This is a genomic window from Pseudomonas baetica, from assembly GCF_002813455.1.
Lineage (GTDB): Bacteria > Pseudomonadota > Gammaproteobacteria > Pseudomonadales > Pseudomonadaceae > Aquipseudomonas > Aquipseudomonas baetica.
This window is the reverse complement of record NZ_PHHE01000001.1, coordinates 856,759-870,606: the sequence shown is the minus strand read 5'-3', so window position 1 is coordinate 870,606 and position 13,848 is coordinate 856,759. Positions and strand designations below refer to the sequence as shown.

Annotated in this window: 9 protein-coding genes; 3 read left to right on the top strand and 6 right to left on the bottom strand. The window is 60.1% G+C overall.

Going from position 1 to position 13,848, the window contains the following annotated elements:
* Positions 1–14 precede the first annotated feature (14 nt).
* The 4 genes from leuB to leuC all read right to left on the bottom strand — a co-directional run bounded on the left by leuB (position 15) and on the right by leuC (position 4,147).
* Positions 15–1,097 (bottom strand): 3-isopropylmalate dehydrogenase, encoded by a 1,083-nt coding sequence (leuB, locus tag ATI02_RS03870; protein ID WP_095188355.1) that lies wholly within the window; start codon positions 1,095–1,097, stop codon positions 15–17.
* Positions 1,098–1,152: 55 nt separating this feature from the next.
* On the bottom strand, positions 1,153–1,920 hold the full coding sequence (locus ATI02_RS03865; RefSeq protein WP_095188354.1) for a class I SAM-dependent methyltransferase: 768 nt from the start codon (positions 1,918–1,920) through the stop codon (positions 1,153–1,155).
* Positions 1,921–2,071: 151 nt separating this feature from the next.
* The gene (gene leuD / locus ATI02_RS03860) at positions 2,072–2,716 is read right to left on the bottom strand and encodes a 3-isopropylmalate dehydratase small subunit (RefSeq protein ID WP_007913445.1); all 645 of its coding nucleotides are present in this window, start codon (positions 2,714–2,716) and stop codon (positions 2,072–2,074) included.
* A 12-nt stretch (positions 2,717–2,728) separates the two neighbouring features.
* Positions 2,729–4,147: a 3-isopropylmalate dehydratase large subunit gene (gene leuC / locus ATI02_RS03855; protein ID WP_100845479.1), complete on the bottom strand. Its 1,419-nt coding sequence runs from the start codon at positions 4,145–4,147 to the stop codon at positions 2,729–2,731.
* A 140-nt stretch (positions 4,148–4,287) separates the two neighbouring features.
* Between leuC and ATI02_RS03850 the strand changes: the two genes are divergently transcribed.
* The 3 genes from ATI02_RS03850 to ATI02_RS03840 all read left to right on the top strand — a co-directional run bounded on the left by ATI02_RS03850 (position 4,288) and on the right by ATI02_RS03840 (position 10,304).
* Positions 4,288–5,178 (top strand): LysR family transcriptional regulator, encoded by an 891-nt coding sequence (locus ATI02_RS03850; RefSeq protein WP_095188353.1) that lies wholly within the window; start codon positions 4,288–4,290, stop codon positions 5,176–5,178.
* Between the two features lie 69 nt (positions 5,179–5,247).
* Complete coding sequence (locus ATI02_RS03845; protein ID WP_095188352.1) at positions 5,248–8,526, top strand: PAS domain S-box protein; 3,279 nt, start codon at positions 5,248–5,250, stop codon at positions 8,524–8,526.
* An 86-nt stretch (positions 8,527–8,612) separates the two neighbouring features.
* On the top strand, positions 8,613–10,304 hold the full coding sequence (locus ATI02_RS03840) for a molecular chaperone HscC (protein ID WP_100845478.1): 1,692 nt from the start codon (positions 8,613–8,615) through the stop codon (positions 10,302–10,304).
* Here the strand turns inward: ATI02_RS03840 and ATI02_RS03835 are convergent.
* Positions 10,301–12,979, bottom strand: coding sequence for a DUF805 domain-containing protein (locus ATI02_RS03835; protein ID WP_100845477.1), 2,679 nt, complete (start codon positions 12,977–12,979; stop codon positions 10,301–10,303). The two genes, ATI02_RS03840 and ATI02_RS03835, sit on opposite strands and share 4 nt — an antisense overlap.
* Positions 12,976–13,671, bottom strand: coding sequence for a DUF1266 domain-containing protein (locus tag ATI02_RS03830; RefSeq protein ID WP_100845476.1), 696 nt, complete (start codon positions 13,669–13,671; stop codon positions 12,976–12,978). The genes ATI02_RS03835 and ATI02_RS03830 overlap by 4 nt, the downstream gene beginning before the upstream one ends.
* Positions 13,672–13,848: the final 177 nt, after the last annotated feature.

Here is a 13,848-nt window from a genome sequence, read left to right as displayed (position 1 = left end):
GCGGGCCGGAGAGATTACAGATTCCGCAGCGCGGCGACTACTGCGTCGCCCATTTCCTGCGTACCGACTTTAGTGCAACCGGCCGAGAAGATGTCGCCAGTACGCAGCCCTTGATCGAGCACGACGCTGACGGCTTTCTCGATGGCATCGGCTGCTTCGTGCAGATTGAAGCTGTAACGCAGCATCATCGACACCGACAGAATGGTCGCCAACGGGTTGGCAATACCTTTACCGGCAATGTCCGGCGCCGAACCGTGGCAAGGCTCATACATGCCCTTGTTGTTGGCATCCAGCGAGGCCGACGGCAGCATGCCGATGGAGCCGGTGAGCATCGACGCTTCGTCGGACAGGATGTCGCCGAACAGGTTGTCGGTAACGATCACGTCAAATTGCTTCGGCGCACGCACCAGTTGCATGGCGGCGTTGTCGACGTACATGTGGCTCAGTTCGACTTGCGGGTAATCCTTGGCCACTTGCCCGACCACTTCACGCCACAGCTGGCTGGACGCCAACACGTTGGCCTTGTCCACCGAGCACAGTTTCTTGCCACGGACCATGGCCATGTCGAAACCGACACGGGCGATGCGGCGGATTTCGCTTTCGCTGTACGGCAGGGTGTCGTAGGCCTGGCGCTCGCCGTTTTCCAGCTCGCGAGTGCCACGTGGCGCGCCGAAGTAAATGCCGCCGGTCAGCTCACGAACGATCAGGATGTCCAGACCGGCAACGATTTCCGGCTTGAGGCTAGAAGCATCGGCCAGTTGCGGATAGAGAATCGCCGGACGCAGGTTGCCGAACAGGCCCAGTTGCGCACGGATTTTCAGCAGACCGCGTTCAGGACGGATGTCGCGCTCGATGGCGTCCCATTTCGGGCCACCGACAGCGCCCAGCAGCACGGCATCGGCAGCGCGGGCACGGTCGAGGGTTTCGTCAGCCAGCGGCACGCCGTGCTTGTCGATGGCGGCACCACCGATCACGTCATGGCTCAGCTCGAAGCCCAGGCTGTACTTGTCGTTGGCAAGCTCCAGCACCTTGACCGCTTCGGCCATGATTTCCGGACCAATACCATCACCTGGGAGAATCAGAATCTGCTTGCTCATGCTTTCCTCGTGTCTTCAGTCGGTGCGCCGTTTACTGGCACTCCCGGAAAAATGCTTACCGTTGCGCCATCAGCACGATTACATCAGTACTGAACGAGCCATCGGCATCAATCTCAAAATATTCGCGCACTTCGTTGCCCATCGACTGCTGCAACTGGCGGATCGCCGCGCGCATCACTTCAGGTGTACGCATGCGTTCGACCCAACTGCTGTACTCAAGCCGCAGACGCTGACGCGTGGTGCTACGCGTATGCAAACCGGCCTCGCTGACCTGACGCAACCACTCGCCAGCGGAATAATCGCGCACATGGCTGGTGTCGCGCAGCACTTCGACGCTTTGCAGGTAAGTGTCGAACAACGGACTGCCCGGTGACAACACGTCAACAAACGCCGCCACGCCGCCCGGCTTCAGCACCCGGCGAACTTCGCGCAGGGCCACACCGAGATCGCTCCAGTGGTGCGCCGAATAACGGCTGAACACGAAGTCGAACTCGCCATCGGCAAACGGCAGGCGCTCGGCGGCGCCGTTGACTGTAGCAATGTTGCTCAACCCGCGATCTACGGCAGCCGCCGCGACCACATCGAGCATTTGCTGCGAAAGGTCGTAGGCCACCACTTCTTTTACCAGCGGTGCGACGTGAAAGCTCACGTGACCGGCGCCACAACCCAGGTCCAGCAGCCGAGCGCTGCCCTGTCCTGTCAGCTCAGCTTGTAGCAGGGCGAATTCAGTGCCTTGAGCGTGAACGGCGCTGCTCAGGTAGGCGGCGGCCTGTTCACCGAATTGCTTCTGTACGACCTGAGTGTGCTGGGCGGTGCTGGTCATGGTCACATCCTGATATTTGTGTTGTTCGGGCTGCCGTCTTCGCGAGCAGGCTCGCTCCCACCTTGGAATACATTCCCATGTGGGAGCGACGGTGCGACGATTCGACCTGCTCGCGAAGGGGCCGGCCCTGACTACATCAATCTCGAATCAATCACGCGTCGCGAAACAACCACGGCTGACTCACGCGATGTTTGGCCTCAAACGTCGCAATCGCATCGCCGTCCTGCAAGGTCAGGCCGATATCGTCCAGACCGTTCAACAGGCAGTGCTTACGGAACGCGTCAATTTCAAAGCTGTACACCTTGCCATCCGGACGCGTCACGGTCTGCGCTTGCAGATCGACCTGCAATTGATAGCCCGGCTCGGCCTCGACCTGCTTGAACAGTTCATCGACTTCAGCGTCGCTCAAGATGATCGGCAGCAAGCCGTTCTTGAAGCTGTTGTTGAAGAAGATGTCGGCATAGCTCGGCGCGATGATGCTGCGAAAACCGTATTCTTCCAGCGCCCACGGCGCGTGTTCACGGCTGGAGCCGCAACCGAAGTTTTCGCGGGCCAGCAATACGCTGGCGCCTTGATAACGCTCGGCGTTAAGGACGAAGTCCTTGTTCAGCGGGCGCTTGGAGTTGTCCTGATACGGTTGCCCCACATCCAGGTAACGCCATTCGTCAAACAGGTTCGGGCCGAAACCGGTGCGCTTGATCGACTTCAAAAACTGCTTGGGAATGATCTGATCGGTGTCGACGTTGGCACGATCCAAGGGCGCGACAAGACCGGTGTGCTGGGTAAAAGCTTTCATGCTGCGCTCCTTTTAGATCAATTCACGAACGTCGATGAAACGACCGTTCACCGCTGCCGCCGCCGCCATCGCCGGGCTCACGAGGTGGGTACGGCCACCGGTGCCCTGACGGCCTTCGAAGTTACGGTTGGAGGTCGAGGCGCAATGCTCGCCAGACTCCAAACGGTCCGGGTTCATCGCCAGACACATCGAGCAACCCGGCTCACGCCACTCAAAACCGGCTTCGAGGAAAATCTTGTCCAGACCCTCGGCTTCCGCCTGCGCTTTCACCAGACCTGAACCTGGCACCACGATCGCTTGCTTGATGGTCGAAGCGACTTTACGGCCCTTTGCGATGACTGCCGCCGCGCGCAAATCTTCGATCCGCGAGTTGGTGCAGGAACCGATGAACACGCGATCGAGTTGAATGTCAGTGATCGCCTGATTGGCGGTCAAACCCATGTATTTCAAGGCGCGGACGATCGAGTCGCGCTTGACCAGATCCATCTCTTTGGCTGGATCCGGCACGTTCTGATCAACGGCCAAAACCATTTCCGGGGAAGTGCCCCAACTGACTTGCGGCTTGATCTGCGCAGCGTCGAGTTCAACCACGGTGTCGAATTTGGCGTCGGCGTCGGACACCAGATCTTTCCAGGCTTCGACCGCCATGTCCCATTCCGCGCCTTTCGGGGCGAATGGACGGCCCTTCACGTAATCGACAGTCTTTTGATCCGCCGCCACCAGGCCCACGCGGGCGCCGGCTTCGATGGACATGTTGCAGATGGTCATGCGGCCTTCGACGGACAAGTCGCGGATCGCGCTGCCGGCGAATTCGATGGCGTGGCCGTTACCGCCGGCGGTGCCGATTTTGCCGATCACGGCGAGGACGATGTCCTTGGCGGTCACACCGAACGGCAATTGCCCTTCGACACGCACCAGCATGTTTTTCATTTTTTTGGCGACCAGGCACTGGGTGGCGAGCACATGCTCGACCTCGGAGGTGCCGATACCGTGCGCCAACGCGCCGAATGCGCCGTGGGTCGAGGTGTGCGAGTCGCCGCAGACCACGGTCATGCCCGGTAAGGTCGCGCCCTGCTCCGGGCTGATCACGTGGACGATGCCTTGGCGAACGTCGTTCATCTTGAACTCGACGATGCCGTATTCATCGCAGTTGTCATCGAGGGTCTGAACCTGCAAACGCGAGACCTGATCGGCAATGGCTTCGATGCCGCCCTTGCGCTCTGGCGTCGTCGGTACGTTGTGGTCCGGGGTCGCGATATTGGCATCGATGCGCCACGGCTTGCGCCCGGCCAGACGCAGGCCTTCGAAGGCTTGCGGCGAGGTCACTTCGTGAATGATGTGACGATCGATGTAAATCAGCGCCGAGCCATCGTCGCGCTGTTTGACCAAATGCGAATCCCAGAGCTTGTCGTAGAGCGTTTTGCCGGCCATCAGACGGTTCCTCATCAGCTTGTTTCTATGCCCTGGGCTTATCAATAACCCTTTGGCTTGTGAGGCCGATCCTATGGGGTTAGATTAAATAACTCAAATTCATATTTTTTATGCTTTGGATAACCAACTGGAATACGAACATGGATCTGGCCAACCTCAATGCTTTTATCGCGATTGCCGAGACAGGTAGCTTCTCCGGCGCCGGCGAGCGCCTGCACCTGACACAACCGGCGATCAGCAAACGCATCGCCGGGCTGGAGCAGCAACTGAAGGTGCGCCTGTTCGATCGGCTCGGTCGCGAAGTCGGTCTGACCGAGGCCGGCCGCGCCCTGCTGCCGCGGGCTTATCAGATTCTCAACGTGCTGGACGACACCCGCCGCGCACTGACCAACCTCACTGGCGAAGTCAGCGGCCGCCTGACGCTGGCCACCAGTCACCACATCGGTCTGCACCGTTTGCCACCTCTATTACGGGAGTTCACCCGCCGCTACCCACAGGTCGCGCTGGATATTCAGTTCCTTGATTCGGAAGTCGCCTACGAGGAAATTCTCCATGGCCGCGCCGAACTGGCGGTCATCACCCTCGCCCCGGAGCCGCACACGCTGGTCAAAGCCACGCCGGTCTGGGACGACCCGCTGGATTTCGTGGTCGCTCCCGAGCATTCACTGATCAGCAATGGCGCCGTCAGCCTGGCGGATATTGCCGGTCATCCCGCGGTTTTCCCCGGCGGTAACACCTTTACCCACCATATTGTCCAACGTTTATTCGAGGCCCAAGGGCTGACGCCGAACATTGCCATGAGCACCAACTATCTGGAAACCATCAAGATGATGGTCTCGATCGGCCTGGCGTGGAGCGTTTTGCCGCGCACCATGCTTGATGAACAAGTCGCGAGCATCGCATTGCCGGGCATACAGCTCACTCGCCAGCTAGGCTATATCGTGCACACCGAACGGACGCTGTCGAATGCGGCAAGGGCGTTTATGGCCTTGCTGGATGCACAAATCGATCTGCCAGGGATTCAGGGCTAACTTGTGCTAATCCTATAGAGCCGCTGTCTCTGTACCTAAATGCCACCACCCGCTCAAGGCCTGTTAACGATGCCAAAGTCTGTTGACCGAATTCCGCCGATGCCGCGCATTCAAGCCATTGACCCGCGACATTCCGAGCAGAGCTGGGAGAGCGCGCCGCAATTGCTGGCGGCGCTCAACGGCGCACGGCTCGGCGCCTGGTATTGGGACATCGAGCGTGGGCAGATCAGTTGGTCACGGGGCACCCAGGCGTTGTTCGGTTTCGATCCGCGGCAACCGTTGCCGGAAGACCTCGAATACCTCGATTTGCTGCCACCGGAAGACCGGGCGAAAACCGTACGCGCCTTCCACGCGGTGATTGCCGGCGCACCGCTGGAACAGGCGATGCACCACCGCATCCGATGGCCCGACGGCAGCCTGCACTGGCTGGAAATCAACGGCAGTCTGCTTCCGGACAAAAATGGCCGCCCCCGAATGATCGGGGTGATTCGCGAAATCACCCATCAGCGCCAGCGCGAACAGGCCTTGAGCAGCTCGGAGAAACGTTTCGCCACGCTGTTTCATCTGTGCCCGAACATGGTGTTGCTGACGCGACAGGAAGACGGTTTGATCAGCGAGGCCAACCAGTATTTCGAAAGTCTGTTCGGCTGGCCGGTGCAGAGCGCCATTGGCCGCACCACCCTGGAACTTGGGCTGTGGGTGCATCCCGAGCAGCGCGCCGAACTGGTCAAGAAGACCAAAGCCAAGGGCGAGCTGGTCAGCATGGAAGTGCAATTTCGCGCCAGTAACGGCCAAGTCCTTGACGGCATTCTCAGTGCGCAAAAGGTCGAACTCGAAGGCCAGCCCTATCTGCTCAGCACATTCCTCGACACCACCGAGCGCAAAGCCGCCGAACACGCCTTGAAAGACAGCCAGGAACGCCTCGATCTGGCGCTGGATTCGGCGCAGCTCGGCACCTGGGACTGGCACATCCCCAGCGGCATGCTCTACGGTTCTGCACGCGCTGCACAGTTGCATGGCCTTGAGCCGATTCCGTTCCATGAATCGTTCGATGAGTTTTTCGAAGGCGTGCCCGGCGAAGAGCGAGACAACATGCGCGACGCCTATCGAAGCCTGCGCGAAGGCCCGGCGGGCAACTATCAGCTGACATACCGGGTACAACTGCCGGACGGCAGCTCGCGCTATCTGGAAAGCCGCGCGCGCCTCTATCGCGACGATAACGGCGCGCCGTTGCGCATGGCCGGTACCCTGCTGGACATCACCGATCAGGTCGAACGCGAACAACGGCTGGTGGCTTCAGAAGAAAAATTCGCCACGCTGTTCCAGGTCAGCCCCGACCCGATCTGCGTCACGCGCCAGGACAGCGGTGAGTTCATTGAAATCAACTCAAGCTTCACCCAGACATTCGGCTGGAGCGCCGCCGACGTGATCGGCCACACTGCCGAAGAAATCGGCCTGTGGGATGCCTCGGCGAAAAGCCTGCAACGCATCGAACGGGTGATCCGCGAACAAGGCCTGAGCAACGTCGCCATTATCGTCCAGCACAAGGACGGCCAATCGCTGACCTGCGTGATTTCCAGCCGGCAGATCAGCGTCGGCAACCAACCGTGCATCGTCACCACGCTGCGCGACATCACCCAGCAGCAACGCTCGGAAGCGGCACTCAAGGCCAGCGAAGAGAAATTCGCCAAGGCGTTTCACTCCAGCCCCGATGCAATCACCATCACCGAGCGCGACACCGGGCGCTACCTGGAGGTCAACGACGGTTTCTGCCGCCTCACCGGCTATCGCGCCGATGAAGTGGTGGGCAAGACGGTGTATCAGGTCGGTATCTGGGCCGAGGAGAAACAGCGTTCGGCCTTGTTCGCCGAGTTGCAGATCAAGGGCCGCGTGCACCATCAGGAAATGCTCGGGCGCAACAAGCGTGGGGAAATGCTCACGGTGGAAGTCTCGATCGAGCCGATCACCCTCAACGAAACCGCATGCCTGCTATTGACCGCCCGCGACGTCAGCCTGCTGAAAAACGCTGAAGCACAAATCCGCCACCTGGCTTACCACGACCCGCTGACCAATCTGCCCAACCGCGCCCTGCTGATGGATCGCCTGAGCCAGCAGATCGCCCTGCTCAAGCGTCACAACCTGCGCGGAGCTTTGCTGTTCCTCGATCTGGATCACTTCAAACACATCAACGATTCCCTTGGTCACCCTGTGGGTGACACGGTACTGAAGATCATCACCGCACGGCTCGAAGCCAGCGTGCGCATGGAAGATACGGTGGCGCGCCTGGGCGGCGATGAGTTCGTGGTGTTGCTCAGTGGCCTGGAAGGCACGCGCAATGAAGTCAGCGCACAGGTGCGCGAACTGGCCGACACCCTTCGTGAATTGCTGTCAGAGCCGATGTTCCTCGACGGCCAGCGTCTGCAAGTGACGCCGAGCATTGGCGTGGCGCTGATTCCCGATCATGGCTCAACGCCGACCGACCTGCTCAAACGCGCGGACATCGCCCTGTACCGGGCAAAGGATTCGGGGCGCAACACCACGACGATGTATCACAACACCATGCAGAAAGCGGCCAGCGAACGGCTGCGCATGGAGACCGATTTGCGCCTGGCGCTGTCTCGCGGCGAATTCAGAGTGCATTTCCAGCCCCAGGTCGACGCGCGGGACAACCGCATCATCGGCGCCGAAGCCTTGGTGCGCTGGAATCACCCGGAGCTGGGCGCGCAGTCACCGACCGAATTCATCAAGGTGCTGGAAGACAGCGGCCTGATCCTGGAAGTCGGTACCTGGATCCTCGACGAGGCCTGCGCGGCCTTCAAACAATTGATCGCACAGAAACGGGTCGACCCGCTGGATTTCAGCCTGTGCGTGAACATCAGCCCTCGGCAGTTTCGCCAGAACGATTTCGTCGAGCGCATCGAACACAGCATGACCAGCCATGATCTGCCCTGCTCGCTGCTGAAACTGGAAATCACCGAAGGCATCGTCATCCAGAATCTGGAAGACACCATCAGCAAAATGCGTCGCCTGAAAAAACTTGGCGTGAGCTTCGCCATGGACGATTTCGGAACCGGTTATTCGTCGCTGACTTACCTCAAGCGCTTGCCGGTGGACACCCTGAAAATCGACCAGTCGTTCATCCGCGATGCGACCACCGACCCGAACGACGCCGAGATCATCCGCGCCATCGTCGCCATGGCCCGCAGCCTCGAGCTCGAAGTCATTGCCGAAGGCGTGGAGACGCCGGAGCAGTTGGCGTTCCTGCAAGGCCTGGGCTGCCATTTGTATCAAGGTTATCTGCACAGTCGGCCGCTGCCGCTGGAGGATCTGAAAAAGCTGCTGCCATGAAGCGCGCAGGTTGCAACAGAGCGGCAATTGCCAGTGCTGACAGCAACCTGTAGGGTCGCGTTTTTTGCTCCGTTTCGAGATCTAGCATGCAGGATGCAACCCTTCCCCGCCCGGCCCTGCTGGGCATTGACCTTGGCACCACCAACAGCCTGATCGCCGTCTGGCAGGAGGGTCAGGCCCGGTTGATTCCCAACGCCCTCGGCGACGTGCTGACCCCCTCGGTGGTCAGCCTCGATGAGGACGACACGATTCTGGTCGGCAAAGCCGCCCGCGCCCGACTGACCACCCACCCGGAACGTACCGCGGCGGCTTTCAAGCGATTCATGGGCAGCGACAAACAAGTCCAGCTTGGCAATCGTCAGTTCAGCCCGGAAGAGTTGTCGGCACTGGTGCTCGGCTCGCTCAAGCAGGACGCCGAAGCATTTCTTGGCCACACGGTGTCGGAAGCAGTGATTTCCGTGCCGGCGTATTTCAGCGACGAGCAACGCAAGCGCACGCTGTTTGCTGCGGAACTGGCCGGACTGTCCGTCACCCGCCTGATCAATGAGCCGACCGCTGCCGCCATGGCCTATGGGCTGCATGAGCAGAAATTCGAACGCACGCTGATCTTCGATCTGGGCGGCGGCACCTTTGACGTCACGGTGCTGGAATATGCGCTGCCGTTGATTGAGGTGCACGCGTCCACCGGCGACAACTTCCTCGGCGGCGAAGACTTCACCGCCGCGCTGCTGCAAGCCTGCCTCAAGAACTGGCAACTGACCCCGTCGATGATCGACGCGCAAGGCATGGCCAGCCTTGGCGATGCGCTGGAACAGCTCAAATGCAAACTCGGCGAAGGCACGCAGCCATTGAGCTGGCGGCATGCCGGCAAGACGTTGGAATGGTCGCTGGACGAAGCCGCTGCAGTGAAGATCTGGGAGCCACTGCTCGGCCGTTTGCGCGCACCGATCGAACAAGCCCTGCGCGACGCCCGACTGAAACCCCGCGACCTCGACAGCCTGGTGCTGGTGGGCGGCGCTACGCGGATGTCGGCGGTGCAGCAAATGGTCGCCACACTATTTGGGCGCTTGCCTTATCGGCATCTTGATCCGGATACGATCGTTGCGCTGGGTGCGGCAACGCAAGCAGCGTGCAAGGCGCGCGATGGGGCGGTAGAAGAACTGATCCTGACCGATGTCTGCCCTTACACATTGGGTATCGAGACCATGCGCGGCAAAGGCATCGAAGGGGCCTTCTCGCCCATCATCGAGCGCAACACCATCATTCCGACGTCACGGGTGGAGCGCTATCAAACGACTTATCCGCAGCAGAAACAAATCCGTATCGAGGTATATCAAGGCGAACGGCCGTGGGTGCGCGACAACATTTTCATCGATGCTTTCGATGTCACGCTGACGCCGATCGATCATATTCAGGCACTTGATGTGCGCTTCAGCTATGACATCAATGGCCTGCTTGAAGTCGATGTCACGCTGCTGGAAACCGGCGAACGCCACAGCCACAGCATCGACCGCAGCCCTACCGGGCTTGACCAGCAATCGCGCCAGACCAGCCACGAGCGTTTGGCCGCACTGAAAATTCATCCCCGCGACGCCCTGCCCAACCGCACCCTGCTGGCGAGACTGGAACGTGCGTGGATGCAAAGCCTCGGCGACGAGCGTCAGCGCATCGCCGAATGGCTGGACAGTTTCACTTCGGTGCTGGGTGGTCAGCGATCAGAAGAAATCGCCAGCCACCGCTCACAACTCAACAAAGTGCTGGATGAGCTGCATCTCTAACCGTTGAGTCGACGTAACGCGGCCTGCAAACCGCCGGATAACGTGTCCTCACGATCACTGTCCGGTGGTACACCGTAGCGGTTGGGCAGCTTCTCGCCGGGAAAGCCGAACAGCACCAGCGGCAGAAACGGCAAGACAGGCGTCAGACCGGCAAGCACCAGAAAGGTCGCGACACCTCGGCCCATGTCATGCAAGCGCCGCAGAATGGCGCTGAGCATGAGCATCAGCGCCGCTGCCAACACCACGAAAGCGGAAAACATCGAACCACTGAACAATGCCAGCAATGGCGTAAGCAGCACGATACCGATCACTTGACCGATAAATGCCTCGCGCCCCAGTCGTGTGCCTAGGCGCCAGAACGCGGTTGCAGGCGTCGGCCGAGTGTCAGCCTTGGCCAACAGCAAACGCTCTGACCACGACAGCAATGCACTGAAGGCAAAGCGTAAGCCGAGGCCATTGTGCGTGTCGTCCTTGGCCTGCTGCATGCGCATCAGAATTTTCTGTCGCGGCACCCCGGCGCTACCGTAACGCGCCAGATCCTTGAGCACATCCAGCGCCAGGTAAAACGCGTTGGTGTAATCAACGCCGTCATCCTCCAGCACCTCACGCGGCGGGCGTGTGGGTTCACCTTTGATCAGACTGTGGCGGAATCCGTCGAACCAATCCTGAGGATTGACGACTTCGGTAATGCTCTCAAGCAGGAATTTGCGCTGTTGCGCATTCAGCAGCGGATCGTGATACAGCACCCCGCCCAACAGCATGCGGCCGAGCAAATCATCATTGAAGCGGCTGATGTCGCTGCGCATGCACTCGTACAAACGGTCATTGCTCAACAGCCGCGTACTGTCGAGCGCCTCCTGTACGCTGAACAATTTACGCGCGAGCAAGGCATGCACCGGATCGGCTGCTTGCAGCCAGCCAAGCAGGCCACTGGCGCTGCCCTGCTCGCGATTCAATCGACACAGCAGCGGCTGCAAACGCGCCAATGGATGCTCACGCGCAACGCTCATCGAATCAATGCAGTGCGCCGATTGCGCACCCAGCCAACGTGTCGGCTCGTCGAGGATCGCCAGCAGGTACAACGCCTGACGATGCCATTCCCAGACAGCCTCAGGGTTATCGATGGCTGGCAGCAGCATGCCCTGCTCGGCCAGCTGCGCTTGCAGCTTCAGGCCATCGAGCACGACGTCGCGCTTGTCCAGGCTGAATGCCTCGTCCAGCCGGGCCAGCGACCGCGCATCATAGGCTCGCAAGCGGCGCATCCACAGCAGACTGAGCTCCAGCGGCTCGCCCTTTTGCAGTTCCGGCGGCAGCTGCGCCGATTCTTCGCTGCTCAGAAACGCTTGCAAGGCACGCGGAATGGGGGCCTGGGTCAACCAGCAGATCTGTTGATCGGCTTGGTACTTGAAGCCTTCCAGCACCAGCTGATCAAGAACCTCCGGAGTCGCTGGTGCATCCATGACGCGTTGCAGCAACGGCACATCGCCGCGATGCAAAGCCCAGGCGTGCTGGTACAGCGTCTGAAGTGCCGGGTCGTCGCTGGCAATAATCAGCCACGCCAGCAAGGGCAATTCGTCACCGCTGATGCGCCATTCGACAAAGGCATCGGCGATGCCCTGCAAGTCGAGCTGACGCGCGCGGAACCAGCGCCCCAAGGTTTCCGGACGCTGCGAAGGACTGCCGTATTCCTGGGTGACATCACTGAGGTCAGCGGACCAGGCGCGGAAATTTTCCAGACGATCAAACGCCTGGATCAGCAGCGGCAAGCGCTGTGGTTGATGGCGCGCACACAAATCCAGCAACCAGGTGGCGGCTTTCGGATGTTGATGTTCTCGCCAGAGTTGCACCCACGCCTGAAGCGCCAACTCTTCCATGCCCAGCGCACTGCGTTGACAGGCCAGCAGATAAAGCCAGTCAACATCCTCCGGCGCCAGCCGATGCTGCTCACTGACGATGTCGAGAAAGTCTTTACTGGCAATGCCGGCCTGACTGAACTGGATCGCCAGACGTTGCACCAGTGCATCATCGGCAGGCAGCGGGATGCAGGTGTGCAGGCTGGCGAAATAGCGGAAATCGTCGAGCGAAGCGTTATGGTGAAGATGATTCAGCGTGCGCACATACCAGAGCGCTTCCAATTGCGCGACGACGGGCCAATGGCACATCAACGACGTGTCGAACGGGTCCGGCGCGGCTATCCGTTTCAAAAACTCATCGACATGCCGGGCGTTGTCGAAAGCCAGATCAAGCATCCGGCTCGCCCAGCCCAGGCGCTGCGCCAACAAGCGTGCGCAGGCGTGGGAAATCGGTCCCGCGTCGAGCAATTCACGCAACAATGGCCAGCAAACATCGTCCAGCACTTCCAGCGGCAGGCGATCCAACTCTAGATTGAATGCCTGCCAAGCTGCCGGGCTGAAGCGACGTGCCGGATCGATCAGCAGCGCTTCGAAATCTGCCAACGTCTGGTCGGCAGGACTCACCTCGTCATCGACTGGCTCGTCCGCCTCGGTAGGCTGCTCGCGGGCGAAACGCAGTGCACGTTCGTACGCTTCGCGCAGTGCCTGAAATCCTTCCGGATCGGTTTCAGGATGATGTTGCGGCAAGCGCGCGCGGTAGGCGCCGCGAATGACGTCATTGTCTTTGGTGGGCTCGATACCCAAGTGAATCCAGCAGCTCATGACCAGTCGAACTCCCCTAATGAGTCGGGCCGTTCAAGCAGATGCAAGGGCATGTCCCAGGGCAACTGGGCAAAAAATTCGCGGGCATCGCGATCAAGCTTTCTGATGACCACTGTGGTGCCGATGTAGTCGCCTTGCCGATCGTATTCGTGGGCAAGTTCCTCATCTTTATTGCCCAGGCAATGCCAGAAGGCTTTACCGATGACAAAGCCATTCAGGTAACTCGTCCAACTGTCGTAGTAGTACCGCGCTCGCGCCGCCATGCGGCCGTGCAGCCAGAGACTTTCGGTGAGATCGATCCAGCCGTGCAGCACCGCCGAGCGCAACAGAAAGCCCATTCGGCCAATGTCCCAGGCGCGAATACCGCCAGCGCCACATTCGCCGAACGTACGACTGGCCAACTCATAAAAGGCGCGCTGGCGGGTATCCAGCGTGTCGAGCAGGGCTTGCCATTCAGACGGCAGGCAACGTTCCCACTGTCGGTAGGCGTCATTCAAAGACGTCGCGTGCCCGGTGTCGGCTGTGCTCAACATATCGAGCAATTGCGCGCGTGTGGTAATGCCCCAGCCGCCTTCGACATCGACGTGTTTGAGGTCGAAGCAATAAGTGGGGGCGGCGTAGTCGGCATCGGGATTGAGGGCGACCAAAGGCGCAGAAAGCGCATATAGCCAGCGCTGTTCGATTTCGTCCATGAACAAAGGCTCCGGGCCAGCGGGAATGAGGGAGTGCCGGCCTTGTTGGCGCGGATTGTAAAGAGCCGTGGCCGCAGCGGCAAACAGTGCGTTCGGTTTCCCTGCGAGCACAAAAAAAGGCCCCGACGTATCGGGGCCTTCGTTCAACGGCTCAGCGCCTGTTCAGACAATGTGTGT